Genomic DNA, 25,306 nt, shown 5'->3' on the forward strand with positions numbered 1-25,306 from the left:
GCATGGCGCCTCATGGAGCTTTCGCGCACTCCACGGTTCAAACCTGTCAAATTCATATTGGCCTGTCAAACGCCTTTGTCAGTTGCGCCATCGGCCAGAAGCCTCGCCCCCGCGCCGGACTTGCCCATGTGGTCGCCGCCATTGCGCAAGGGACAATCCTCCATGGACAGGCATCCGCAGCCGATGCAGCCATCGAGCCTGTCACGCAGCCCTTGAAGCTGCATGATCCGGCGATCCAGGTCGGCACGCCAGATTTGCGAAAGCCGGCGCCAGTCATGGACCGAGGGCGGCCGATCATCCGGCAGGGTCGAGAAGGCGGTCGAGATTTCGGCGAGCGACAGGCCGAGCGACTGGGCAACCTTGATGACAGCGACACGGCGGAGCACGCCGCGCGGAAACCGTCGCTGGTTTCCGCCACTGCGCAGCGAATGGATCAGCCCTTCACGCTCGTAATAATGCAGCGCCGAGACAGCGACGCCGGCGCGGCGTGCCACCTCGCCAACACTGAGCAGAACCGGTGCTCCAGACTTCTGAACTGCCATTTGATCTGCCACGACACTTATTCCTTGACCTCAATGAAGGTTGAGGTCCTATCCATGCCTGCGTCCCGATCAAACTGCAAGTTCTCACACAGATACGGAGCGCATCATGACCACCCCTTTCCCTTCGCCACTGGAACTCCGCAATGCGGATCGGTCGACCGTTCTTCGGATCGACCGGTTCACCTGCCCGCTTGCCCATTGGCCGGATTTCGCAGAACGTCTGGCCTTTATCGACGGGCATCTGCAGAGACATGCGCACTGCAAAATGAGCCGCGTCGCCGCATCCGAACGCGATGGCCAGGTTTTCGTAATCACCATTGCCGAGTGGGAAAGCCGCGATGCACTTCTGGCGGCCAAACAGGAGATGGCGGCAATTTATGCCGCGAACGACTTCGATCCTGCCGCATTTCTCGTTCAATATGGGATAGAAGCCGAGTTCGCCACCTTCGAGACCATGGTTCTCTGAAGGTAAACAACCCATCCGGTGCCGTTTACGATAGGCACCGGATTTTTGCACACCCGGCTTGACTCATCCGCATGCTGTTCTTATCTCAGCCTCGCTGGCACTCACCAAGAGCGAGTGCTAACAGTATCGATGCGGACCCTCTCTGCGGTCCGCGAATGTCATTTGATCGAGGGATTAGACAATGGCAAGCACAACTTTCCGTCCGCTGCACGACCGCGTTGTAGTCAAGCGCGTCGAGTCCGAAGCAAAGACCAAGGGCGGCATCATCATTCCTGACACTGCCAAGGAAAAGCCTGCTGAAGGCGAAATCGTCGCTGTTGGCCCTGGCGCCCGCGACGAAAGCGGCAAGCAGATCGCTCTCGACGTCAAGGTCGGCGACCGCGTCCTGTTCGGCAAGTGGTCCGGCACCGAGGTCAAGCTCGACGGCGAAGACCTGCTGATCATGAAGGAAGCCGACATCATGGGCGTCATCGGCTGATCTTAGCCTGATACCCGTCTTCCTCTTTAACAATTCACCAATGGGCTAGATGCCCGGGAGTTTTGACAATGGCTGCTAAAGAAATCAAGTTTGGCCGCACCGCGCGCGAAAAGATGCTGCATGGCGTCGACATCCTCGCTGACGCCGTGAAGGTAACGCTCGGCCCGAAGGGTCGCAACGTCATCATCGACAAGTCCTTCGGCGCGCCGCGCATCACCAAGGACGGCGTATCGGTCGCCAAGGAAATCGAACTGGAAGACAAGTTCGAGAACATGGGCGCCCAGATGGTCCGCGAAGTTGCTTCGAAGACCAACGACATCGCCGGTGACGGCACCACGACCGCAACCGTTCTTGCCCAGGCCATCGTTCGCGAAGGCAACAAGGCTGTTGCAGCCGGCATGAATCCGATGGACCTGAAGCGCGGTATCGATCTGGCCGTCGCAGAAGTCGTCAAGGACCTCCAGGCCAAGGCCAAGAAGATCTCGACTTCGGAAGAAGTCGCACAGGTCGGCACGATCTCGGCAAATGGCGACATGCAGGTTGGCCGCGACATCGCGGAAGCCATGCAGAAGGTCGGCAACGAAGGCGTTATCACCGTCGAAGAAGCCAAGACCGCTGAAACCGAACTCGAAGTCGTCGAAGGCATGCAGTTCGACCGCGGCTACCTGTCGCCCTACTTCGTGACGAACCCGGAAAAGATGGTCGCCGATCTCGACGACGCCTACATCCTTCTGCACGAAAAGAAGCTCTCGAACCTCCAGGCCATGCTGCCGGTTCTCGAAGCCGTCGTTCAGACCGGCAAGCCGCTCGTCATCATCGCTGAAGACGTCGAAGGCGAAGCTCTTGCTACGCTCGTCGTCAACAAGCTGCGTGGCGGCCTGAAGATCGCTGCCGTCAAGGCTCCGGGCTTCGGCGATCGCCGCAAGGCCATGCTGGAAGACATCGCCATCCTGTCGGGCGGCACTGTCATCTCGGAAGACCTCGGCATCAAGCTCGAGTCGGTTACGCTCGAAATGCTCGGCCGCGCCAAGAAGATCTCGATCACCAAGGAAACCACCACGATCGTCGACGGTGCCGGCCAGAAGTCGGACATCGAAGGTCGCGTTTCCCAGATCAAGGCTCAGATCGAAGAAACCACTTCTGACTACGACCGCGAAAAGCTGCAGGAACGTCTTGCCAAGCTCGCTGGCGGCGTTGCCGTGATCCGCGTTGGTGGCTCGACGGAAATCGAAGTCAAGGAACGCAAGGACCGCATCGACGACGCGCTGAACGCAACGCGCGCTGCCGTTCAGGAAGGCATCGTCCCCGGCGGCGGTACCGCTCTCCTGCGCTCCTCGACGAAGATCACCGTCAAGGGTGCAAACGACGACCAGGAAGCCGGCATCAACATCGTGCGCAAGGCCCTGCAGTCGCTGGTTCGCCAGATTGCTACCAATGCCGGTGACGAAGCTTCCATCGTTGTTGGCAAGATCCTCGACGGCGACACCGACAACTTCGGCTACAACGCCCAGACGTCGGAATATGGCGACATGATCGCCATGGGTATCGTCGACCCGGTCAAGGTCGTTCGCACCGCCCTGCAGAACGCAGCTTCGGTTGCTTCGCTGCTGATCACCACCGAAGCCATGATCGCCGAACTTCCGAAGAAGGAATCTGCTGGCGGCGGCATGCCTGGCGGCATGGGCGGCATGGGCGGCATGGACATGATGTAAGACCTCAGGGTCTTATCATCAGGTTCAAAAAAGCCGCCCATCACTCAAAGTGGTTTAGCGCGTCAAGCGCGCTGAACAGGCGGCATGGACATGATGTAAGGCCTCAGGGTCTATCATCTGGACCATCCGGTTCAGTCTTTCAGAAGGGCGGCCCTCGGGTCGCCCTTTTTCTATTGTGCATCGTCTCGGCCGGGAACCTGGGCTGTGATCCTAGTTCTTGAGCACCGTACAAGGCACGCCCGCGGCCCTGATCTCGGCGCAGAGCTTGTTCGCCTCCTGGCGGGTTTCGCGGCCGATCCTTGCGGCATAGCGGGGTCTGTAGCCAAAATTGCCGCCGCGCTGGCGCACGATGAGGGCGCGCTCGGCGTTGAGTGGCGCCGGCAGGCGGCTGAGGGCGCGTGTGAACAGCTGGTTGACGATGGCTGGGCGGAAATGCGCGGCCAATTGCACGCCCCATGGCGCCCAATCTGCAGAGCCTGAAAAAACGGGCTCCTTCATCCGGCGCTTGTCCGCGAGAGCCACGCAAGCGTCCTGAAAGCTCAAGGTTTCGTCCAATGTCGGCGCTGCGATTTCCGGCGGCTGATCGCGCCACATCTCGACCGTCGCGCCGGTGATGGCAAAGACGTAATCCCGGGTTTCGATGGGCAGGCGCTCGGTGGACAGGAAACGTGAAAACCCATTTTCGCCGGCGTTGTAGGCTGCGGCAGCGAAGCCGAAATTTCCGAAGCGAGTCCTCAGCTCCACGAGATAGCCGGCGGACGCATCGAGTGCCTCAAGCACGTCGAAACTGTTGGCAATCCCACGCATGCGCGCTGTGCCGGGCATGAACTGGGCGATTCCTTCCGCCCCCTTCCGACTGACCGCCTCAGGGCGGAAGAGGCTTTCCCGCCAGATCAGTCGAGCGAAAAACGCAGGTGGCACGTCATGCACTTGAGAAAAATGGCCGATCACACGGCAGAGATCGGCGTTGAAACTGTCACGCCTGATGCAGAGAGACGACGAGCCATAGGTACCTGCATAGAGGCATGCCGGCTCGTCTGCTGAATTCGACGGCTCGGCATGGGCGGCAAGGGTGCCGCAGGCAACCGCGGTCGCGAAAACGCCAGCTGCCAGCATGAAGACCCGCCGCGTTGCATCCATCCAGACCACTCCCGACAACCGAAACAGGGATCCGATTCTATTCGCGTTCCCCACCAGCGCAATGCGTTTGCCTTGTCGGTGTTTCATCTGGACCATCCGGTTCAGTCTTCGACTGGGGGGCCGCGCTCGAATTGCCCTTTTTCGTATGAAGCTCCGGCATGCCCCAGGATGGCCAGGCCACACCCGTCAACGGACCAATTGACAGCGGTCGGAATGACACCAAAAGTTGCGTGGCGCCGGACTGGTGGTGCGTCGCGTCGACAGACACACATCTACCAACACACTGAAAATCATATTATTCCAATATCAAGGTTCCCAGAATTGAGACGGTTCCTGCACCAATTTGGGACATGGGCCGTTTTCATGCTGAATAAATCATGGTATCCAAACCGTTAATTCCGGTGCATGCAAGATTTTTCCTTTTCAGCTTTCTTGTGGGAGACGGTTGAAATTCCGGTTTAGCTTGCGCTCCGGCATGCATACATCGTGGCGATGGGGCAACTCGCGGCGGTGTTCTACGTCTGAAGACCGGTCGGATCACTGAAAGGTCTCAAGCACTCACATCGTGAATTCCCGGATGACGGGAGCGCGGTGTCTGCGGTTCCGGCGGGCCGCTTGAAGAACCTGGTGAACGGGCATCCGCTCGCCAGCGGTTTCGGTTTCGGCCGGACAGGGGTCGGCTTCCGGGAGCAAGTTCCCGGGCTGGATAATTGGGGCCAGTTCTGGCTATCGACTTGGGGATCGCCTTGTTCAAAATCGCGAATGCTGATCTTGCGAACACCTTCATGATGAGCGAGCAGGAAGGAGACGGCGTGCTGGGGCAGCATGCGTGCCGCTTCGGCCTGTCGGAAGACTGGACGGGTGACCTGACGAACGGCCTCCTGAAGCTGGGGGAGAACGCGCGTGCCCTACACGGTCTCAACAATCATGAATGCGGACTGCTGACGGTCATGCGCAGCTATGATCCGGCAGATCGCGGACATATTCTCAGACTGTTCGAACAGGCCGCCACGCAGCCGTCGCGCTTCTGCTACTCGACCACCATCGTCGCCGCGTCGCAGCACCGCCAGCCGGTCTTCTGCATCGGCGAGTCCTCCGGTTTCGACAACGCCGGTGGCAACATGGTCGGGCTCTTCATTTTCCCGCGTTTCCAGTTGCCGACGACAGCCTCCGTCACGCCTGCCTGATATTCCGGCAAGCCAGCTTCCAGCGGCCCGTGACTGGTTCACGCGGGTTCCTGAACACATGCCCAAGGTCCCGTTTGTTCCGTTTTTGTGAACAATCAGTCAAAAATTGTTCATCTATGCCTGCGACAAAAAAGCAGGCATCTAGGCTCCACGAACTGAAACCACCCGATCAGAGGGGTTTCAGGCATCAACGCCAAATGGAGCCTTTCGATGTCGTCCACCAATAATGCACTTCTCGTTCTCGTCCGTATTCTTCTCTCCTTCATGTTCATCATGTCCGGCTTCGGCAAGCTTGCCGATCCCGCTGGCACTGCCGGCATGATCTCGGGCGCCGGCCTCCCGGCCGCCGACCTGCTCGCCTATGCCGCCGGCCTCTATGAACTCGTCGCCGGCCTCTTCATCCTCGTCGGCTTCCAGACCAAGATCACCGCCTGGACCATCGCACTGTTCTGCGTGTTCACCGGCCTCGTCTTCCACACCGGCACCGTTGCCATCGAAGGCTGGCCGGAAGGCGCGCTCGGTTGGATCAACACGCTGAACCAGATCATGATGATGAAGAACATCACGCTGGCCGGCGGTTACATCGCGCTCGCCATCGTTGGCGCTGGGGCCTACTCGCTCGACGCCCGCCGCGGTTCGACTGCCGCTATCGCCTGATATCCCTGCCCTACAAGGCAAAAAAACCCGCCGGAGCGATCCGGCGGGTTTTTCGTATCTGTGTCGGCGAGGCGCTGGAGCGGGGCGCATCCTCAGAAACTGGGTGTCCCTGCCTTCGGCGCCTCTTCCGGCTCATTGCCTGATGATATGCACCCACCCGCCTGTCTCGCCGGCAAGCACGCCTTGATCCGCCGGAGCGGGTCGTTGCAGGGCCTTGAACAGGGTTTCGGTCTTTGTCCAGTACGGAACATACCATTCGCGGTCGACATCCATGATCAGGACCCGATCGGTCGAAGCATCATAGGCGCCGATCGGCGACACATGCGGTCCATCCCAGTCGCCGGTGACGACGCCCTGGTTGAAATAGATCAAGACCATGTCTTTGGCCGAGACTTCATTCTCGAGAAGCATTGCCCGAAAGGCTTCAAGCGTTGCCGCCTGGTCTTTGCCCGGTTGTGCCGATCTGACGTCTGCTTTGATGTCGAAAGCCTTCAGGCTTTGTGTCGTGTCTTCGATCAAGTCGACAAAGGTCACGCCGTCGCCATCTTCGGCGGCCTGAGCGGCCCAGCGCTCGTCCTTGGTGGCCTCCAGCAGGTTGTTCTGAGTTACGAGCGTGTCTTCTGACCGCCCGGGCAGTCCGCGCAGCGTGTTGACTGCAACCGTAACCGACGCGAGCGAGCAGGCGGAAGAGGTTTGCTGGTGGATATAGTAGGGCGAGATGGCCCAGTAGTCGGGTGCTTCGGCCTTGGAGATATATGCGTGATCCGATGTGATCGGCACGGCATCGGGACCGAGTTTTGGTTTGGGTGCCTCATCGGCCCAAACCGAGGCTGAAAACAGTGATATCGAAAAAGATGCAACAACAGTTCTTAGAATTGTCACAGGTATGTCCCCTCTTGTCGTCAAGACAGTATGCACAACGGCAGGAGGAAACAAAAGGCCGCCGGATCGCTCCGAGGGCCCTGTCGTGTCTTTCCGAATTACGTCTTTTGCGCCAGCCAGACGGTGGCACCACCGCATGCGGGATCTTCGACCACGTGCTGCAAAATGACGAAGCCACTTTCCGCCAGAAGGAACCGATACTCCGCAGGGTCGAGGCTCGCATGGTAGAGCGGCTCCCCTTCGAATTCGCCGATGGCCACACCGGCAGACGGCCCTGATGTGAACATCAGCACGCCGCCTCTCGCTGCATGAGACGCAAATCGCGGGAACATGGTCCGCTGCGCCTCGGGTGTGAGGTGGAAGAAGCTGTGCCAGGCGACGATCGCCTCGAAGGTCCGCCCCAGAGACAGATCCCGCATATCGCCGACATGCCAGTCGTGTCCGGGGAATCTCTCCCGACACAGACGTATGAGAGGCTCGGAAACGTCGAGCCCGGTGACGAAAAAGCCCCGGCCAATCAGATCCGCCGCAATCGGCTCGCCGGAACCGCATCCAATGTCGAGCACATGAGCATGTTCAGGCAATGGCGCGACAAGCCGATCCAGCCAGGGACGCTCGAAGCCATTCTTGCCCCGTATGCGATCAAAGGCTTCTGCGTGCCGCGCATACAATCCGGGAATCGCATTCGCGTGTGACATGGGGCCCTCAGAGTGCGCCGCGCACCGCCTCGATGATGCGGCCGATCATGGGATTGCCCGCGTGCTCCGGCTTTCGTGCGCGCACAAGGCAGGCCTCGGAGCGCAGGATCACGCCGTCCGACAACACCTTCAGGTGATTGGCGCGCAGCGTCGAACCGGTCGAGGTGATGTCGACGATGATGTCGGCCTGGCCAGCGGCAGGAGCGCCTTCGGTCGCCCCTAGGCTTTCGACGATGCGGTAGAGCTGGATGCCGTGACTGCCCGAGAAATGCTGTTGCGTCAGACGCCAGTATTTGGTGGCGATGGCCAGACGGCGCCCATGACGGGTGCGGAATTCGGCGGCGACATCGCCGAGATCGGCCATGGTGTCGACATCGTACCAGATCTCGGGCACGGCCACGATGACATCGGCATGGCCGAAGCCGAGGCGGGCTGAGATCTCGACGCGGGTATCGGCTTCCGCCAGGCCTTCGCGGATCAGGTCTTCGCCGGTGACGCCGAAATCGACCGTGCCATTGCCGATCTCGCGCGAGATCTCGGAGGCCGAGAGATAGGCAACCTCGACATCGTCGAAACCTTCGACGCGGCCGCGATAGGAGCGGTCATTGCCGACAGCGATGATCTTCATGCCGGCCTTTTCAAAGATGGCGGAGGCATCGTCCTTCATGCGGCCCTTGGAGGGCAGACCGATGGTGATGGTCATGTCGCGCTCCTTTCGGAGTCAATTCGATCCAGCCACAGCGAGAAGCCGACGGCCGGGATATGGCTTTCCGCGCCAAGCAGGGTGAGCAGCCGGTCGAAGCGGCCGCCCCCGGCGAGCACGGCCGGCTTGCCTTCAACGACCACCTCGAAGACGAGACCGGTGTAGTAATCCAGCGGCCGACCGAAGGCGGCACGGTAGGTGATCAGGTCGAGGTCGACGCCGGTGCTGGCAAGGGCTGCGACGCGTTCGTCGAAGCGGCCAAGTGCCGACCCGAGCTTCAGGCCTGCGGCATCGGCAAAGCCGGCGAGTGCGGCCGAAGCATCGGCGAGCGGCAACTCCAGCGAGAGGAATTCGCGCAGCAAAAGCAGGGCCGCGCCGTCGAGCCTTGTTTCGGACAGCTCGAGCTTCTCCTTCAGGCGGCGGGCGATCTCGGCCGGCGTGCGGCTGGCATTGGTGAGATAGCCGGTTTCCTGCATGGTCGCATCGATATGGGCGATGAGCGCATCATGGTCACCCTTCACCAGAAGCGCCGAAACCGCGGGATCAAGCCCTGGAACCGGCGTCGGCGTGGCGAGCGTCCGCAGGAGTTGTTCGATCTGTGCCGGATTGCCGAAGGCCTGGATCAGGCGTTTCTGCCAGCCGGCAGGCAGGCCGAGTGCCTTGACCACGGCTTCAAAGACCGACTGATCGCCGAGAGTGACGGCGAGCGGTCTGGTCGGCAGAAGGCGCGTGAGGATGGATACGCTATCGGCAATCGCGCGGGCGTCGGCTGCCGCGGTTGCGATGTCGCCCAGATCCTCGATGCCGGCCTGGTAGAATTCCTGCGGGCCTTCGCGGCGCTGACGGAAGACCTCGCCGAGATAGGCATAGCGCTTCGGCGTGCCGGTCGCCGTTTCGATATGGCGCAGGCAGACGGGGATGGTGAATTCCGGCCGCAGGCAAAGGCCTTCGCCGCGCTCGTTTTCGGTCAGGAAGATGCGCCGGCGCAAGTCTTCGCCCGCCATGTCGAGGAACGGAGCCGCTGGCTGGATTACCGGCGTGTCAACACGGGTGGTGCCCCGTGATGAGAATTCCTGCAGGATGGTGCCGGCGAAATCCGGCATATCGGTCAGGGGCATTTCAGCCGCCCTTCGCCCGACGGCGATCTTCCGCCTGGGCAGCCAGGATTTCCTTGACCTTGGCCACTAGGTCCGCCTCGGCCACGACTTCCTGGGCGACGCGGGCCTCGCGCCATTCGGCATTGTCGGTGATTTCGCCGGACAGACGCTTTCCCTCGATCAGGTCCTTGATCTGCACCATGCCCTCAGCGCGCTCGTCACCGCCCTGAATGATGGCGATCGGGGCGCCACGGCGGTCGGCATATTTCAGCTGGTTGCCGAATTTCTTCCAGTTGCCCTGGTACATTTCGGCACGGATGCCTTCGGCCCGCAGAGCCTGCGTAAAGCGCTGGTAGCGGCCCATGCTCTCGACATCACCATCCATGACGGTGACGAGGACAGGGCCAAGCACGTCGTCCTGGCCGAGCTTGCCGAGGTTCTTCAGCGCCGTCATCAGGCGCGAGACGCCGATCGAGAAGCCCGTGGCCGGGACCGGCTGGCCCATGAAGCGCGAGACGAGGCCGTCATAACGCCCGCCACCGCCGACCGAGCCGAAGACGACCTTCTCGCCCTTTTCATTGGTGACGTCGAAGGTGAGTTCGGCTTCGTAGACCATACCAGTGTAATATTCGAGACCGCGAACGACGGAGGGATCGATGAGAATGCGATCAGGTCCATAACCGGCAGCCGCAACCAGAGTTCCGAGAGCAAGTAGCTCGTCGACACCGTTCAAGTATGTCTCGTTTTGCTTCTCTCCGCCGAGGAGACCTTGGAATGGCAGCATCATGTGCTGCCGGATGGCTTCGGTTGATTGCTTCTGTCGGGTCGATGCATCGTCATTCGTCTTCAAAAACAAATTTGCGATGAAGTCTATGTGCGTTTGTTTAAGCCCGGCACCCTTAGTAAAGTCGCCTGACTCATCCTTGCGACCTTCCCCAAGCAGCAGACACACGCCTTCAATGCCGAACTTGTCGAACTTGTCGATGGCGCGCAGCACGGTCAGGCGGCGTCCCGCATTCTCCTCGCCACCCAGGCCGATGGCCTCCATCACACCGTCGAGAACCTTGCGGTTGTTGACCCGGATCACATAATCCCCGCGCTTGATGCCCAGCGCTTCCAGCGTGTCGGCCATCATCATGCACATTTCGGCATCTGCCTGGACGCCCGGCGCGCCGACGGTGTCGGCATCGAACTGCATGAACTGGCGAAAGCGGCCCGGACCGGGCTTTTCGTTGCGGAAGACGTAGCCGGCGCGATAGGTGCGGAAGGGCAGCTGGATTTCCTGGAAATTCTCCGCGACATGACGGGCCATGGGGGCGGTCAGGTCGTAGCGCAGCGACATCCACTGCTCGTCATCGTCCTGCAGCGAGAAGACGCCTTCGTTCGGGCGATCGCTATCAGGCAGGAACTTGCCGAGTGCATCGGTGTATTCGAAGAGCGGGGTCTCGATCGGGTCGAAGCCGTAGCGCTCATAGACCTCGCGGATGGTCTCCATCATCTGGTTGGCGGCGCGGATATCGGCAGCCTCGCGATCGACGAAGCCGCGCGGCAGGCGGGCCTTCAGCTTCTGGGGCTTCTTGTTCTTATCGCTCATGATGACAACCGGAATTTTCGTTTCAAAAAGGTGCCGGTGTCTTAGAGGATCAAGGATTTGGCGGCAAGGGCGAAGGCGGGTAGTGCTGAGGGCGGATGCTGGAAAACGGGTGTGTTCGGTGGTATATTCGCCCGCGAAACCAGAGGTTGGACCGATGAACAAGCGCGTCACGATCGATATGCCGGAAGAAAGATGCCGAGCGCATTGTGACGTTTCTGGAAGAGCGTCTTGCCAGACACGACAACCCCAGAAGCCTCGGAGAACCACTTCAAGGGAATCTGCTGGGCGCTTACTAGCGCGACCGGGTCGGCGACTACCGCATCATCTGCGATATCCAGGACCAAAAACTCGTCGTACTCGTGGTCGAGACCGGCCATCGCATCTCCGTCTATCGGTAAAACATGATCCTCGAAGCTTTGAACTATGCCGCAAGCTGGCCGCTGACATCGGCTGCCCATCGTCCCTTCATTCGGTCCTCCGTCAATCTCTGGGCGCGCGCCAATCGCTGCGCAAAGGATTGGGCCGAACATGAGACACGGACAAAGGCGGCCATACTGGCGAGGGCTCAAGCTTGCCGGCAACAGCGCACGGTGGTGGTGCTCGGTTCGGGGCTGCTGCGCGACGTGCCGGTGGTCGAGCTTGCGCAGCTGTTCGATACGGTCGTGCTGGTCGATCTCGTGCATCTGGCCAGTGTGCGCTGTTGGATCGTCATGAAGGGATTGAAGAACGTCCGGCTGATCGAGCGGGATCTCTCCGGGCTCGATGCAGCCCTTGCCGGCCAGACTCTCGAACCGCTCTCCTTCCTGCGGCAGGTGCCCTATCTGGATCTCGTCGTCTCGGCCAACCTGCTCTCGCAAATCGGCATCGGCGCAACGCGGCGACTTGAGGGGCATCCGGCAAGCAATGCCATCGTGCCTCAAGTGATCTCAGCCCATATGGAGGGGCTGGCGCAGGTTCCGGCTGCAACCTGCCTTGTCACGGACATCAGCTATACCGTGGTGGACCGCAGCGGAGCCCGCCACGAGACCGTCGATCTGATGCACGGGGTCGATCTTGGGCCCGGGCTTGGCGAGTGGGATTGGCCGGTGATCCCCTTTGGGGAGGAAAGCCGCGAATACCGGATTCTGCATCACGTCATCGCGAAGTGACCGGCCACAATCCGGTCTTGCTTTCGTCCAGATCGAGCATCATCTTCACGCCATGAAATCGCTCGCCCGCATCCTGCTGTTCCTTGCAGCGCTCGCTTACGGTGCCATGCCGACCACCGGCATGGCGGCCATGGCTATGCCCATGGTGCATGCGACGGATACGGCGGGCGAAGCTGCGGTGCCGGCTTCCCTCACGAAGGCTGTAGCGGACCTCGATTGTCCGCATTCCGCGACAGAGATGACAGTCGCCGATATCGATCATGGCAGCGCGTCCCACTCAACGTCGACGAAGATGATCTGGCATTGCGCGGCATGCCCCATGTTGCCCGTCGCCCTATCGCTGTCCGACAGCGGCAAGCCCGCGCGCGCGGCCGAAGCAGCCACGCTCTCCCCGAGGCTTGTGTCGCAGACGGCCGCTCCTCTGACACCCCCTCCCCGCAGCTGACCGGATGACGGCGGCCCGATGGGCCGTGAACTTCCCAATCACCGATCACCACAGGAAATTTCAATGCTCAGCAAGCTTCTCATCGCGGCGTCGATTGCGACCGCGCTATTCACCCCTGCCGTCTTCGCCCAGGACAACAGCATGCATCAGGGCCATGGCATGTCCTCGATGGACCATGGCATGATGGAGGACAATGCATCCTCCAAGGCTTTCGCAGAGGCCAGTGCCAAAATGCACCGGGACATGGCCGCGCCGCTCACCGGCAATGCCGATGTCGATTTTGTCCGCGGTATGATCCCGCACCATCAGGGCGCGATCGACATGGCGAAAATCGTGCTCGAACACGGCAAGGATCCCGAGATCCGCAAGCTTGCGGAAGGCGTGATTGCCGCCCAGGAAGGCGAGATCGCCATGATGAAGGCCTGGCTCGCCAGGAACGGCCAGTAAAAGCTGCCAGATCTGCAAACGGCAATGGCGTCTTCGGGCGCCATTGCTTTGCCGAAGAGAGGGGCTAGTCTCACCCTCCTTGATCGATAAGGAGGCGTCATGTCCAATCGCCCTGTCTCCGTGATCGGCTTCGATGCCGACGACACGCTCTGGCAGAACGAGCAGTATTACAAGCTGACGGAAAGCCATTTCCGCAGCCTGCTCTCCGAGTTTGCCGAAGGCGAGCATGTCTCCGAACGCCTGCTGGAAGCGGAAAAGCGGAACCTCGCCCATTACGGTTTCGGCATCAAAGGCTTCACGCTGTCGATGATCGAGACGGCGCTTGATATCACCGAGGGCCGGGCCCCTTCGTCCGTCATCAGCGAGATCCTCGCCATCGGCCGCGACTTGCTCAGCCACCCCGTCGAATGCCTGCCACATGCCCGCGATGCCCTGGAGGCGCTGTCGGGGAAGTATTTCCTCGTGCTGATCACCAAGGGTGACCTGTTCGACCAGGAGCGCAAGCTCGCCCAATCCGGGCTTGGCGACTATTTCGACGCGGTCGAGATCGTCTCCGACAAGACGGCCACCACCTATCGACGGATCTTCGGCAAACATGGCGAAGGACCGGAGCGGTCGATGATGATCGGCAATTCGTTGAAGTCGGATGTCGTGCCAGCGATCGCGGCGGGTGCCTGGGGCGTCTTCGTGCCGCATGAGCTGACCTGGGTGCTCGAACATGTCGAGAAGCCCGAGGAGGCGCCGCGTTTCCGCGAGATCCCGGATCTCGGCCATGTTTCCGCTCTGATCGCCAACCTGCAGCAGTGAGGTCCGCGATGCACTCCTTCGATGAGATCCATGCGCTCGCCGTCGCCCGCAAAGGTGAGGCCGGGGTGCTTGAAAGCCTGCAGCATCCAAAACCGCAGCCCGAGATCGCGGCCATGCCGGATGATCGCTTCCTCTCCCTGATGACCAGATGCATCTTCCAGTCCGGCTTCAACTGGAAGGTCGTCGAGGCGATGTGGCCGGGTTTCGAGGCGGCCTTCGACGGCTTCGACATCGGGCACTGCGCCATGCTGCATGACGAGGAGTTTGCGCGCCTCGTCTCGGATACACGCATTGTGCGGCACGGTCCGAAGATCCGGGCGGTGCAGGAGAATGCCGTGTTTCTTTCCGGAATTGCTCGGGAGCATGGTTCGGCGGGCGCCTTCTTTGCCGGCTGGCCGACAGAGAATTATGTGGGCCTGCTCGATCTTCTGCAGAAAAAAGGCTCGCGGCTCGGTGGCAATACCGGTCAATATTTCCTGCGCTTTGCCGGCATCGACAGCTTCATCCTGTCGCAGAGCGTGGTGAACCGGCTGATTGCCGAAGGCATTGTGAGCAAGGCGCCGACTTCGGCGAAGGACAAGGCTGCCGTGCAGGCGGCGTTCAACACCTGGCGGGCGCAGTCCGGCCGGTCCCTCACGGAGATCAGCCGCATCCTCGCGGTCAGCATCGACTGAGGTTCAGGGGCGGACGAGCTGTGCTCTCAGCTCTTCGTTGCGGGCACGGCAGCAGCAGCCCTCGATGTGGTCGTTGACCAGACCCATGGCCTGCATGAAGGCATAGACCGTGGTCGGGCCGACAAAGGTCCAGCCGCGCTTCTTCAGGTCCTTCGACAGGCGGATCGAGGTGGGCGAAGTTGGATTGGCCTTCAGCGTCGCATAGTCCATGCGCTGCGGGCGCTCGGAAGCGTCGGGTTCGTAACTCCAGAAGTAGCGCGAAAGCGAGCCGAACTCGGCCTGCAGGTCGATCGCGCGGCGGGCATTGTTGATGGTCGAGACTATCTTGCCGCGATGACGGATGATGCCGGCATCGGCCAGGCAGCGGGCGATGTCGTCGTCGCCGAAACGGGCAACCGCGTGGAAATCGAAGCCGGCGAAGGCGGCGCGGAAATTCTCCCGCTTTCTCAGGATCGTCAGCCAGGAGAGGCCGGACTGGAAACCTTCGAGGCAGATCTTCTCGAAGAGCCTGACATCGTCGGTGACCGGCTTGCCCCATTCCTCGTCGTGATAGCGGCGGTAGTCCTCCAGACCGCCGTACCAGAAGCAGCGGTCGAGACCGTCGTCTTCTCGGATCAGGCCTTCGGCGATCATGTCCATGCGATTCTCCCCCATGCGGAGACGCGTTTACCATTTGTTCACGATTTTTCCAAACCGGATGCTAACCCTTCCGAAAGGTTTGCGGCCTCGATCGCATTTTCATGAACGGCTCTTTACCAAATGGCGGGGTGGGCTCTGGCAGGCTCAAAGCGAGTTGGCGGCATTCCGTGCCGCTGCATCCGGTCCCAAGTTGCGAGTTGTCCGATGTCGAAGACTTCCCTGTTCCTGGCCGTTCTGGCCTGCCTGCCGCTTGCCCTGCCCGCTCATGCGAATGATCGCTACCAAACCCGACCGCCGGTGATGGTGAGCCCGGACCTGCAGGCGTCGTGGGTGTTGCAATTGGGTGGCGTGCCTGCCCAGACGCGCGCATACACAACGCCGCAGCGCCAGCGTCAGGTCGTTCCGGCTGGCCGTCAGCGGGTGCTTCACCAGCCACAGCCGGTGCAACAGCAACGCCGTCTCGTCCAGCAGCGGCGCGTGCTCTTCCCGCAGCAGCAGCCGTCAGCGCAGCAGGTCGCGATGCGGCCGGACAAGCCGGTGCGAACCCAGATCGATCCGCAGTTCCTGCCACAGATGGTGGAATACCAGACCAAGCACAAACCCGGCACGATCGTCATCGATACGCGCGAGCGCTTCCTCTATCTCGTCATGGCCGACGGCATGGCCAAGCGTTATGGTGTCGGCGTCGGCAAACCGGGCTTCGAATGGGCCGGCACGCACAAGGTGACCGCCAAGCGCGAATGGCCGGACTGGCGTCCGCCGCAGGAAATGATCGCCCGCGAGGCAGCGAAGGGCCACGTCCTGCCCGCGCACATGCCGGGCGGCCCTGAAAACCCGCTTGGCGCCCGTGCGCTCTACCTCGGATCGACGCTTTATCGCATCCATGGGACGAATGCGCCGTGGTCGATCGGCAGCGGCGTGTCCTCCGGCTGCATCCGCATGCGCAATGAGGATGTCACCGATCTCTACGGGCGCGTGAAGGTCGGCACCCGGGTCATTGTGATCTGAGACACTGATCCGATCACAAAGTCTGGATTAACCCTTGCGTTGCAAAAGGAAGAAGCTAGGCTTCAACCCTGCAAATTCAGGGGATAGAATATGCTCAAAACCATCTCGAAGAGCGTCACCGCCGCCATGCTGGCGGTGACCTTTGCCATGCCGCTACCAGCATCCGCCATCAGCCTCGACCGTATCCGGACTGCCAGTGACGTGACGCTCGTCGCGCAGCAGCGCAAGGAAGTGCCGGAGAAGTTCAAGCGCAAGGTCGTGCGTCTGACGACGGACGAAAAGCCGGGCACGATCATCATCGATACGAACAACAAGTTTCTCTACTATGTCGAGGGCAAGAACCGCGCGACCCGTTACGGCGTGGGCGTCGGTCGCGAAGGCTTCGGCTGGTCGGGCGTGGTGAAGATCGGTCGCAAGGCGGAATGGCCGTCGTGGCGCCCGCCGGCAGAAATGCGTCGCCGCGAAGCCGCAAAGGGTCATATCCTGCCAGTGGTGCAGGAAGGCGGGCCGGACAATCCGCTCGGCGCGCGCGCCATGTATCTCTACAAGGGCGGCCGCGATACGATTTTCCGCATCCACGGCACCAACCAGCCCTGGACCATCGGTCTCAACATGTCGTCGGGCTGCATCCGCATGATGAACAAGGATGTCGAACATCTCTACGACCGCGCCGGCATCGGCTCCAAGGTGATCGTGATCGGCCCGGGCAATCGCCAGGGCGATGTTTCCTTCGACGACAAGGGCGTGGATATTCTGCGCACCATCTTCGGCGGCTGAAAACGGCCGCATCAAGGGATTGCACCGACGGCCGCGCTGCGAAGCGCGGCCGTTCTGGTGTCATGATATTGTTGTCTCGACGGTGCAGTCTCCGCACAGGTCGGGGCTCGTGGCCCCAGGGCTGCCATACATCGTTTCTCGGGGACCCGTTCATGATCCATCGTTCGCTTGCGCTCGCCCTTGCCGGTGCGTGCCTCACCACGCTCGCCACAATGCCGGCGGCCGCTGAAATGGGTGTCTCCGTCTATGGCGGCTTCCAGACGGCACCGCACAGCGATATCGAGGTGTCTGATGGCCCCGACTTCCGTGCCGGCTGGGAAGGCAAGTCGTTTGAAATGCCGCCCTATTACGGCCTGCGTGGAACCTGGTGGATGACCGGTCTGGGCAAACCGAATCTCGGCCTTTCCGTCGATTTCACCCATGCCAAGGTCTATGCCGACAGCGAGACGCTGAGTACCTCCGGCTGGTCGCATTTCGAATTTTCCGACGGGATCAATCTGCTGACGCTGAACGCGCTCTATCGCATGCCGATCGAGGGGACGAAGTTCGTGCCCTATATCGGTGCCGGCGCCGGCATCAACGTGCCGCATGTCGAGGTGACGCGCGGTTCGGGCAGGACTTTTAAATACCAGCTGGGTGGGGCGACAGTGCAGGCGCAGGCCGGTGTCGCCTATGACTTCAACGAGCGCTGGTCGGGCTTCGTCGAGTACAAGGGGAATTATTCCTGGGTCGACGTCGATATCGATTCGGGCGCGTCGCTGAAGACGAATATCCTGACCAATGCCGTGAATGTCGGCGTCAGCTACCGGTTCTGAGCTTCAGCGCTTGATATCGCAGAAGATGACGCCTTCATGGGCGATGATCGTCTCGGCACCGACGGTGCTGCCCATTTTCAGCTTCTCGACCTTCAGGTCGTAGCTTCCCTTGAAGCGCGTCGCGGAGCTTCGGTCGGTGATCATCGACATGGTCACCCGGTAGAGAGGTTCCCTTTGCGGCGCGAAGGCATGAATGCTGAAACGCAGGTCGCGATCATCGATCCAGTACTGACGCAGCATGTCCGAGCTGATCTGGAAACGGCGGAAGCCTGTGGGGGCGGACTGGTCCTTCACCCCGGCCATGCCGCGGAAATGCACCAGTTTTTCCTGGTCCTTGCTGCTGAAACCGCTTTCCAGCGACAGATCGACCACCGGATCGGAAGCGGCGCAATAAATGCGCTCTGCCGCTTCGGCGGACAGAGCCATGGGACAGAGAAACAGCAACGCGGCAAGCAAGGATTTAGTGCACATGATCGGCCTTCCAGGATGTACCATCCTGAAGCTCACACTAGAAGAAACCGCTTAACAATTCGCTCAGCCGATCTCATGTCGCTCGATACTTTTCGGGCGCGGGCCACCATAGGCCCAGTTCAACAGCTCGACCGTGTGCACGACCGGAATGCCGGTGGCAGAGCCGATCTGGGTCATGCAGCCGATGTTTCCGGCAGCGATGACATCCGGCCTGGTCTTCTCGATGTTCCTGACCTTGCGAGCCTTCAGCCTTGCCGAGATCTCCGGCTGCATGATGTTGTAGGTTCCGGCAGAGCCGCAGCAGAGGTGGCCTTCCGGCGGGTCCTTCACGGTAAAGCCCGCGGCCTTCAGCAGCAGCTTCGGAGGCATGGTCACCTTCTGGCCGTGCTGCAGGGAGCAGGCGGAATGATAGGCGACGGTCATGCCCTTCGCTTCTACGATCGGCAGGTCGAGGGTGGACAGATATTCCGTCACATCCTTTGCAAGAGACGAGATGCGCGCGGCCTTTTCGGCATAAACGGGGTCGAGGCGCAGCATGTGGCCGTAGTCCTTGATCGTCGTGCCGCAGCCCGAGGTCGTGACGATGATCGCGTCGAGGCCGCCGTCTTCAATCGCTTGCGTCCAGACGTCGACGTTGCGGCGTGCGCTTTCCAGCGCCTGCTCTTCGCGACCCATGTGATGGACAAGCGCACCGCAGCACCCCTCCCCCTGCGGCACGACGACCTCGACACCAAGACGGGTGAGAAGCGAGATCGCCGCTTCGTTGATGCCGGGATCCAGGACGGGCTGGGCACAGCCGGTGAGGATCGCGACACGGCCACGGCGGGTTGCCAAGGGAGCGTGGGTCGCGGGCCTTGCGAAGTCGGAGGGTGGCGCGACGGTCGACGGCGCAAGCCTGAGCATGGCGGCCATCGGCTTCAGCGGTCCCACCTTGTCGAAGAGGCCGGCAAACGGGCGTCCGAGGGCCGCAAGCTTCAGGGCCAACCGGAAGCGGCCGGGATAAGGCAGCACCATGGCCAGCATGTTCCGGGTCAGCCGGTTCATCAGCGGGCGGCGATAGGTCTTTTCGATATGGGTGCGGGCGTGATCAACCAGATGCATGTAGTCGACGCCGGAGGGACAGGTCGTCGTGCAGGCGAGGCACGAGAGACAGCGGTCGATATGGGTTACGATCTGCTCGTCTGCGGGCCGCCCGTTTTCCAGCATGTCCTTGATCAGGTAGATGCGGCCGCGCGGGCTGTCGAGCTCGTTGCCGAGCGTCACATAGGTGGGACAGGTGGCGGTGCAGAAGCCGCAATGCACGCATTTGCGCAGGATGCTCTCGGCTTCCGCCACATGGGGGTCGGCGAGCTGCTCGGCGGTGAAATTGGTCTGCACGCTTTTTCTCCCCCGGAGCGGCCGGCATGGCCGCTCCCGTGACTTGAATTCAGATCCACCAGCTGGTGGGACGGGCGATGGGTTCGCCGGCCGAGGCCTTCTGCAGACCGATGACGCAGCGGACGACGAACCAGATTGCCGTGGCAAAGATCAGGAGCATTCCGACCATGGCCACCATCAGCAGGGCGGAGACCAGGGCATATAGCAGGCCGATCCAGAAGGTCCTGATGGCATAGGTGTAGTGCGTATCGATCCAGGCCGTGCTCTTGCCGCGGTTCACATAGGCCATGATCAGGCCGACAATGCCGGTGATGCCGACAACAAGGCTGACGAGATAGAGAACATAGACCATCTGGACATTCAGGCGGCCAGGGGAAAACCAGCCTTCGCCGCCAGAGGGTGGCTGGTAATTCGGATCAGTCATGACAAAACTCCTTCATGCCATCAGACCGGGATTGAAGATCCCGTGTGGGTCGAGTTTTGCCCTGACCCGGCCCGAAAGCAAGGCGACGGCAGGAGACAATGGCTCGAAGGTCGGGACTTCGGCCCGGATTTCAGGGGCGGCCCGGACGAGCGTGGCATGACCGCCGCCGAGGCTGCGGATGCCATGGCGCAGCACATCTGCCTCGTGGTCGGCCTCCATGCGCATCCAGACGAGGCCGCCCTGCCAGTCGTAATAGGCATCGATGCCGGCGCGGAGCCTGAGGCCCGCCACCAGTTTCCACGCCTCCGACGGAGGCATGGACACGCGCCAGAGCGGCCGGGCCGTGCCATCGCCATAGGGCGTGACATCGCGGATTTCGGTCCAGAGCGCTTTCGTATCGTCAGCGTCGAGGCGGTTGATCGGGCCGAAGCCAGCCATGGCAGACATCAGCTTTTCGGCACGGACCGCGACGGAGGCCTCCAGTCCTTCGAGGCGCATGACAGACGCCGCCCCTTCAGGGAGCTTGCCGCCGATAAAGCGACCCCGCACGCTTTCCGGCAGATGGGCAGCGCCGGACACCTCGACGGAGAGCGAGAGGGCAGCGGCAAGCGCCTTCATCGCGTTTTCATCCTCCAGCCCGGAGATCACCATGGTCGCAGCCGTCTTGGGCACCGGCAGAACCTTGAAGGTGACCTGGGTGAGGAAACCCATTGTACCGTAAGACCCGGCGAGCAGCTTGACGAGATCGAGGCCGGTGACGTTCTTCATCACCTTGCCGCCGGCCTTTACCACATCGCCGGTGCCGTTGACGAAACGGACCCCCAGGAGATGGTCGCGGGCAGCGCCTGCGGTGAAGCGGCGCGGGCCGGAGCTGTTGACCGCGAAGACGCCTCCGATGGTCGGCGTGCCCGACGTCCCCATGGCGCCGCGGTAATCCATGGGTTCGAAGGCCATGCCCTGCCCGTTTTCGGCAAGGGCCGCTTCGATCTCGGCAATGGGGGTTCCTGCGCGGGCGGTCATGACCATTTCAGCGGGGTTGTATTCGACGATGCCGGTGATGGCTGCCGAAGACAGTACCGCTTCTGCGGAGACGGCATTGCCGAAGCCCGAGCGCGTGCCCCCGCCAAGGATTTGGAGCGGGGTCTTGCGGGAGGCGTGGTCGCGGATCAGTTCAGCGGCTTCGGTTTCGGTCGAGGGGGTGAGCATGCTTGGCGTCATCCCCTGCCCTCCAGCGGAAAGACCTTGGACGGGTTGAGGATCCAGTCCGCATCGAAGGCGGAGCGCACGGCCATCTGCTGATCGAGATCGACCTGGGTAAACTGGTGCAGCATGAGGTCGCGCTTTTCGATGCCGACGCCGTGTTCGCCGGTGAGACAGCCGCCGGCGTCGACACAGAGTTTGAGGATTTCCATGCCGGCCGCTTCAGCCTTGGCCGCGTCTTCCGGGTCGTTGATATTGTAGAGGATCAGCGGGTGCATGTTGCCGTCTCCGGCGTGGAAGACGTTGGCGACGCGCAGTCCGTAGCGATCGATGATCTCGGAGGTCTTGCGCAGCACGTAGGCGAGCTGGCTGAGCGGTACGGTGCCATCCATGCAGATATAGTCGGCGATGCGGCCGGTGGCGCCGAAGGCAGATTTGCGGCCTTTCCAGATGAGGGCCGCCTCATTGGCGGACTGGCTTTCGCGCACGATCTTCACGCCATGGCGCTTGGCGATCTCGACGATGGCAGCGAGCATGGCGTCCATCTCGGCCTCGGACCCCTCGACCTCGACGATCAGCAGGGCCTCGACATCGAGTGGATATCCGGCCTTGGCGAAGGCCTCGCAGATCTCGATCGCCGGCTTGTCCATGAACTCGATGGCAACCGGAATGATGCCGGCGCCGATGACATCGGCAACACAGGAGCCAGCTTCCTCCGCACTGTCGAAACCGAAGAGCACGGGGCGTGCGCCTTCTGGCTTGGCGAGCAGGCGAACGGTGGCTTCGGTGACAATGCCGAGCTGGCCCTCGGAGCCACAGACAAGGCCGAGCAGATCATAACCCTCGGCGTCCAGATGCTTGCCGCCGAGATCGACCACCGTGCCGTCGACGAGGACCATCTTCACGCCGAGCAGGTTGTTGGTGGTGACACCGTATTTCAGACAGTGGGCACCGCCGGAATTCATGGCGATGTTGCCGCCGATGGTGCAGGCGAGCTGCGAGCTCGGATCTGGGGCGTAGAAATAGCCGTCGGCACCGACGGCATCGGATATCGCGAGGTTGGTGACGCCGGCCTGGACCGTGGCGCAGCGGTTGGCGTAGTCGACCTCGATGATGCGGGTCATGGCGGAGAGGCCAAGGACGACGGCATCTTCCTGCGGGATCGCACCGCCCGAGAGCGAGGTGCCGGCGCCGCGGGGCACGACGGGGATGCCGTAGCGATGGCAGTATTTCATCACGGCAGCCACCTGGGCTGTCGTTTCGGGCAGGACGACCGCGAGCGGGCGGCGACGGTAGGCGATGAAGCCGTCCGTTTCGAAGGGCACGAGGGCATTTCGCTCCTCGACGAGACGGCCTGCGGGCACCAGTTCCTTGAGATCGTCGAGGATTTCGGCGCGGCGCAACAGCACCGCTTGCCGCGGCGGCAAAAAGGCGATGGCCTCGGTCATGACATTCTCCCCTCTTTGTCCTGATCCTAGCGGCGCAGCACGTGCATCTCAACTGGTTCAGTTTTCTTACCACTAGGACTTTCGCAGGGCAAATGCTATGCACTTATGACGAAAACGGAAACAGTGGCATCCATTCATGACCAATCTAGGGGATCTCGAAGTCTTCGTTCGGGTGATTGCAGCCGGCAGCATGTCGACGGCAGCGCGTGATCTCGGGCTGTCACCGGCCGTCGTCTCCAAGCGCATCAAGCGGCTGGAGGACAAGCTCGGCACGCGGCTTTTGCAGCGAACGACGCGGCAGATCTCGCTGACGGAGGCGGGCCAGGGATTTCACGAACGGGTGCTGACCGTGCTGGGCGGGCTGGAAGAGGCGGAAGCCTTTGCGTCCGGTCGCTCCTCCGAGGTCAACGGGACCTTGAAGATCTCCGCATCGACCTCCTTCGGCCGCATGCATGTGGCGCCGCATCTGAAGCCCTTCATGCAGGCGCATCCGGATCTCGCGATCCATCTGGTGCTGTCGGACGAGTTTACCGACATTGTCGGCGGCGGCTTCGATATCGCCATCCGCATTGCGGAGCTGAACGACTCCTCGCTCGTTGCGCGCAGGCTCGCGCCCGTGCGTCGGGTGCTGTGTGCGGCTCCAAGCTATCTTGCTGCACACGGGACGCCTGAAACCCTCGACGACCTGAAGAAGCATCGCTGCCTGCCAGCACACAATCACGATTCATGGCGACTGGAAGGTCCCAACGGGCCAGTGACGCTCAGGCCCGAGGGCATGCTGATCACCAATTCGAGCGAGGTCATCCGCGAAGCCGTCATCGCCGGTCTGGGGATTGCGCTGCGCTCGACCTGGGATGTCGGCGCGGAACTGAAGAGCGGCAAGCTCGTACAGGTGCTGCCGCAGTATGAAAGCTCGCGCAACGTGGCGCTGTCGGCCGTCTATCCGAGCCGCCAGTTTCTGCCGGCCAAGGTGCGGCTGTTCATCGACTATCTGGCTGAGCTCTACGGGCCGGTGCCCTATTGGGAGCGCTAGGGCTGACCCGACAACCCGCCCGGCACCGAGCTCCAGAAGCCGTATTTCTTCGAATGACTGCGCCTTAGCTCCGCGAGGAAGGCGGCGTGGGTCGACAATCCGTGACCTTCGGGCAGGTTCGGCATGAGGCGTGCGAGTTCGCCGACATAGCGGCTGGCATGCGGATAGGCCATGCCGATGCCGCGTCGCAGGATATCTTCGACCAGTACACGGTAGAGCACGACGGCGGCCAGCGGCTCCTTGGCAGACAGGGCTTCGGCGGCAGGGGCGAGGTCGTCGTAGTGGCGGCCCTCCCAATCGTGGCGGTGGCGCAGCACATGGGCTGCGGCGAGATCGAGGCGCGGCCAGGCGAGGAAGAAATCGAGCCCGAGATAGATGTCCTCGTGTTCCTTAGCGAGCGCGAGTGCCCGGTCCAGCTCATCGAATTCCGCAAAATCGTCGAGCTTCGAGAGGTAGAGCTTGAGGACACCAGGATCGAGAGTTTCGGCAAACTCCCGCCAGCGCAGTTCCTGCGCATCTTCACGGCGCTTCAATTTATCGAGGATCTCGGCTTCGAGCAGGCGGCGCTCATGGGCACCATAGTCCGGACCGACGGAGGCCAGCACGCCGTTGACCGGGATGAGACGCACGCCGCGCGGGCGCTCGCGCACCCATTCCAAGGCATCCTCGAATCGGCCTGCCTGGTGCAGCATGTCGGCAACCGCAAGCGTGTCGCGCCTGTTGTCGGGCTTCTGGCGTTCGAGCGCCAGAAAGTCGTCGATGTCGCCCTGGTGCAAAGCGAGTGATTGCAGGAGATCGAGGGCACCGAGCTTCAAGGGCTCGCTTGGAACGAGCTCAGCCAGCACGGTGCGCCAGGCCTTGGCCGCCGGTGCCGAAACAACGCCGGTCAGTGCCCTGAGGAAACCGGTGTGTTCGCCGTAGCGGTCGCGCAGCCGCAGACGTTCCAGATGGGCAACTAGCAGGGCCTGCTCCTCGGCACCGACGCTCTTGATCAGATCAATCGCTGCGAGTTCCGTATCCTCAAAGACCTTCCAGAGCCGGGCATTGTCGGTCGCCAAGCGGGCCGAGACGGGGAAGCGCAGGCCGAGGAAGCGCAGGATACGTTCCGCTGCAGCCTGAGGATCGGCTCCGCCAAGTTCGGAGAGAATGTTGCGGGCAAGGGCTGCAAATTCGCCGGCGAGATCACGGGCGCGGGCGCGATTGATGCGCGTCGTCGCCTGGTCGATCGCATCGAGGCGCTTGTCGATGAGCCGGGCCATTTCGTCCGGCCCGGTTTCGCCGGCCAGCGCCGTCTGGAGCCGCGCCTTCAGAGCCTTGTTGGCCGCAGACTCCTCCAAGAGGATATCGACCAGTTTCTCAAGACCAAGACCTGATAGCCCCTTCTTGTCGAGTTTCGCCTTGGTCTGCTTCGCCATTCCGCCTGTCATCCGCAACTGT

Annotated in this window: 28 protein-coding genes and 1 pseudogene; 15 read left to right on the forward strand and 14 right to left on the reverse strand. The window is 61.7% G+C overall.

All coding sequences use genetic code 11. The features are described 5' to 3' along the window. Positions 1–65 precede the first annotated feature (65 nt). Positions 66–542 carry a redox-sensitive transcriptional activator SoxR gene (soxR, locus tag LJE98_RS01155; RefSeq protein ID WP_229573866.1) on the reverse strand — a complete coding sequence of 159 codons (477 nt, stop codon included), beginning with the start codon at positions 540–542 and terminating at the stop codon, positions 66–68. A 106-nt stretch (positions 543–648) separates the two neighbouring features. Here soxR and LJE98_RS01160 point away from each other — a divergent pair, with 106 nt between their 5' ends. From LJE98_RS01160 to groL, 3 genes are all read left to right on the forward strand, one after another. Further along, entirely contained in the window at positions 649–1,008 is a 360-nt protein-coding gene (locus LJE98_RS01160; RefSeq protein ID WP_229572895.1) for a hypothetical protein, read from the forward strand. A gap of 181 nt (positions 1,009–1,189) precedes the next feature. After that, positions 1,190–1,486 (forward strand): co-chaperone GroES, encoded by a 297-nt coding sequence (gene groES / locus LJE98_RS01165; RefSeq protein ID WP_076392581.1) that lies wholly within the window; start codon positions 1,190–1,192, stop codon positions 1,484–1,486. Positions 1,487–1,554: 68 nt separating this feature from the next. Continuing rightward, positions 1,555–3,198 carry a chaperonin GroEL gene (groL, locus tag LJE98_RS01170; protein ID WP_229572896.1) on the forward strand — a complete coding sequence of 548 codons (1,644 nt, stop codon included), beginning with the start codon at positions 1,555–1,557 and terminating at the stop codon, positions 3,196–3,198. Positions 3,199–3,408: 210 nt separating this feature from the next. Here groL and LJE98_RS01175 read toward each other — a convergent pair whose 3' ends face one another. Next, positions 3,409–4,314: a lytic transglycosylase domain-containing protein gene (locus tag LJE98_RS01175; protein ID WP_420710095.1), complete on the reverse strand. Its 906-nt coding sequence runs from the start codon at positions 4,312–4,314 to the stop codon at positions 3,409–3,411. Positions 4,315–5,084: 770 nt separating this feature from the next. Between LJE98_RS01175 and LJE98_RS01180 the strand changes: the two genes are divergently transcribed. Then, on the forward strand, positions 5,085–5,525 hold the full coding sequence (locus tag LJE98_RS01180) for a hypothetical protein (RefSeq protein ID WP_229572898.1): 441 nt from the start codon (positions 5,085–5,087) through the stop codon (positions 5,523–5,525). Positions 5,526–5,735: 210 nt separating this feature from the next. Beyond that, complete coding sequence (locus LJE98_RS01185; protein ID WP_229572899.1) at positions 5,736–6,182, forward strand: DoxX family protein; 447 nt, start codon at positions 5,736–5,738, stop codon at positions 6,180–6,182. 132 nt (positions 6,183–6,314) lie between these two features. On the opposite strand, the gene LJE98_RS01190 is transcribed toward LJE98_RS01185, so the two are convergent. The 5 genes from LJE98_RS01190 to hisS all read right to left on the reverse strand — a co-directional run bounded on the left by LJE98_RS01190 (position 6,315) and on the right by hisS (position 11,156). Beyond that, complete coding sequence (locus tag LJE98_RS01190; RefSeq protein WP_229572900.1) at positions 6,315–6,962, reverse strand: phytochelatin synthase family protein; 648 nt, start codon at positions 6,960–6,962, stop codon at positions 6,315–6,317. A gap of 200 nt (positions 6,963–7,162) precedes the next feature. Next, entirely contained in the window at positions 7,163–7,762 is a 600-nt protein-coding gene (locus LJE98_RS01195; protein WP_229572901.1) for a class I SAM-dependent DNA methyltransferase, read from the reverse strand. Between the two features lie 7 nt (positions 7,763–7,769). After that, positions 7,770–8,465 carry an ATP phosphoribosyltransferase gene (gene hisG, locus LJE98_RS01200; RefSeq protein ID WP_229572902.1) on the reverse strand — a complete coding sequence of 232 codons (696 nt, stop codon included), beginning with the start codon at positions 8,463–8,465 and terminating at the stop codon, positions 7,770–7,772. Further along, positions 8,462–9,583 carry an ATP phosphoribosyltransferase regulatory subunit gene (locus tag LJE98_RS01205; RefSeq protein WP_229572903.1) on the reverse strand — a complete coding sequence of 374 codons (1,122 nt, stop codon included), beginning with the start codon at positions 9,581–9,583 and terminating at the stop codon, positions 8,462–8,464. The genes hisG and LJE98_RS01205 overlap by 4 nt, the downstream gene beginning before the upstream one ends. A gap of 1 nt (position 9,584) precedes the next feature. Next, positions 9,585–11,156, reverse strand: a complete 1,572-nt coding sequence (hisS, locus tag LJE98_RS01210; RefSeq protein WP_229572904.1) for a histidine--tRNA ligase — start codon at positions 11,154–11,156, stop codon at positions 9,585–9,587. 176 nt (positions 11,157–11,332) lie between these two features. Between hisS and LJE98_RS01215 the strand changes: the two are divergent. The 6 genes and pseudogenes from LJE98_RS01215 to LJE98_RS01240 all read left to right on the forward strand — a co-directional run bounded on the left by LJE98_RS01215 (position 11,333) and on the right by LJE98_RS01240 (position 14,677). Next, positions 11,333–11,554 (forward strand): annotated as a pseudogene (locus tag LJE98_RS01215) (type II toxin-antitoxin system RelE family toxin). 3 nt (positions 11,555–11,557) lie between these two features. Next, the gene (locus tag LJE98_RS01220) at positions 11,558–12,304 is read left to right on the forward strand and encodes a hypothetical protein (RefSeq protein ID WP_229572905.1); all 747 of its coding nucleotides are present in this window, start codon (positions 11,558–11,560) and stop codon (positions 12,302–12,304) included. Between the two features lie 52 nt (positions 12,305–12,356). Then, positions 12,357–12,749 carry a hypothetical protein gene (locus tag LJE98_RS01225; protein ID WP_229572906.1) on the forward strand — a complete coding sequence of 131 codons (393 nt, stop codon included), beginning with the start codon at positions 12,357–12,359 and terminating at the stop codon, positions 12,747–12,749. Positions 12,750–12,812: 63 nt separating this feature from the next. Next, on the forward strand, positions 12,813–13,196 hold the full coding sequence (locus tag LJE98_RS01230) for a DUF305 domain-containing protein (protein ID WP_229572907.1): 384 nt from the start codon (positions 12,813–12,815) through the stop codon (positions 13,194–13,196). Positions 13,197–13,295: 99 nt separating this feature from the next. Then, complete coding sequence (locus LJE98_RS01235; RefSeq protein WP_229572908.1) at positions 13,296–14,003, forward strand: HAD family hydrolase; 708 nt, start codon at positions 13,296–13,298, stop codon at positions 14,001–14,003. 8 nt (positions 14,004–14,011) lie between these two features. Then, positions 14,012–14,677 (forward strand): DNA-3-methyladenine glycosylase I, encoded by a 666-nt coding sequence (locus LJE98_RS01240; protein ID WP_229572909.1) that lies wholly within the window; start codon positions 14,012–14,014, stop codon positions 14,675–14,677. 3 nt (positions 14,678–14,680) lie between these two features. Here the strand turns inward: LJE98_RS01240 and LJE98_RS01245 are convergent, their stop codons facing one another. Further along, positions 14,681–15,310 carry a DNA-3-methyladenine glycosylase I gene (locus LJE98_RS01245; protein WP_229573867.1) on the reverse strand — a complete coding sequence of 210 codons (630 nt, stop codon included), beginning with the start codon at positions 15,308–15,310 and terminating at the stop codon, positions 14,681–14,683. Positions 15,311–15,520: 210 nt separating this feature from the next. Between LJE98_RS01245 and LJE98_RS01250 the strand changes: the two genes are divergently transcribed. From LJE98_RS01250 to LJE98_RS01260, 3 genes are all read left to right on the forward strand, one after another. Continuing rightward, the gene (locus tag LJE98_RS01250) at positions 15,521–16,324 is read left to right on the forward strand and encodes a L,D-transpeptidase (RefSeq protein WP_229572910.1); all 804 of its coding nucleotides are present in this window, start codon (positions 15,521–15,523) and stop codon (positions 16,322–16,324) included. A gap of 90 nt (positions 16,325–16,414) precedes the next feature. Next, positions 16,415–17,101, forward strand: a complete 687-nt coding sequence (locus LJE98_RS01255; protein WP_370660311.1) for a L,D-transpeptidase — start codon at positions 16,415–16,417, stop codon at positions 17,099–17,101. A gap of 152 nt (positions 17,102–17,253) precedes the next feature. After that, a complete protein-coding gene (locus LJE98_RS01260; RefSeq protein WP_229572911.1) occupies positions 17,254–17,916 on the forward strand; it encodes an outer membrane protein in 663 nt (220 codons plus the stop codon). Between the two features lie 3 nt (positions 17,917–17,919). Here LJE98_RS01260 and LJE98_RS01265 read toward each other — a convergent pair whose 3' ends face one another. The 5 genes from LJE98_RS01265 to LJE98_RS01285 form a co-directional block, all read right to left on the reverse strand. Beyond that, positions 17,920–18,387: a hypothetical protein gene (locus LJE98_RS01265; RefSeq protein WP_229572912.1), complete on the reverse strand. Its 468-nt coding sequence runs from the start codon at positions 18,385–18,387 to the stop codon at positions 17,920–17,922. A 63-nt stretch (positions 18,388–18,450) separates the two neighbouring features. Next, on the reverse strand, positions 18,451–19,764 hold the full coding sequence (gene glcF / locus LJE98_RS01270; RefSeq protein ID WP_229572913.1) for a glycolate oxidase subunit GlcF: 1,314 nt from the start codon (positions 19,762–19,764) through the stop codon (positions 18,451–18,453). A gap of 49 nt (positions 19,765–19,813) precedes the next feature. Further along, positions 19,814–20,188, reverse strand: coding sequence for a DUF4870 family protein (locus LJE98_RS01275; protein ID WP_229572914.1), 375 nt, complete (start codon positions 20,186–20,188; stop codon positions 19,814–19,816). Between the two features lie 12 nt (positions 20,189–20,200). Further along, positions 20,201–21,394: a glycolate oxidase subunit GlcE gene (gene glcE, locus LJE98_RS01280; RefSeq protein ID WP_229573869.1), complete on the reverse strand. Its 1,194-nt coding sequence runs from the start codon at positions 21,392–21,394 to the stop codon at positions 20,201–20,203. A gap of 8 nt (positions 21,395–21,402) precedes the next feature. Continuing rightward, on the reverse strand, positions 21,403–22,836 hold the full coding sequence (locus LJE98_RS01285; RefSeq protein WP_229572915.1) for an FAD-linked oxidase C-terminal domain-containing protein: 1,434 nt from the start codon (positions 22,834–22,836) through the stop codon (positions 21,403–21,405). Between the two features lie 136 nt (positions 22,837–22,972). On the opposite strand from LJE98_RS01285, the gene LJE98_RS01290 reads away from it, so the two are divergent. After that, positions 22,973–23,869: a LysR family transcriptional regulator gene (locus LJE98_RS01290; RefSeq protein WP_229572916.1), complete on the forward strand. Its 897-nt coding sequence runs from the start codon at positions 22,973–22,975 to the stop codon at positions 23,867–23,869. Here the strand turns inward: LJE98_RS01290 and LJE98_RS01295 are convergent. Then, a complete protein-coding gene (locus LJE98_RS01295; protein ID WP_229572917.1) occupies positions 23,866–25,284 on the reverse strand; it encodes a DUF6880 family protein in 1,419 nt (472 codons plus the stop codon). The genes LJE98_RS01290 and LJE98_RS01295 overlap by 4 nt on opposite strands. Positions 25,285–25,306: the final 22 nt, after the last annotated feature.

It is taken from the genome of Rhizobium sp. 'Codium 1', from assembly GCF_020889605.1.
GTDB classification, from domain to species: Bacteria; Pseudomonadota; Alphaproteobacteria; order Rhizobiales; family Rhizobiaceae; genus Allorhizobium; species Allorhizobium algae.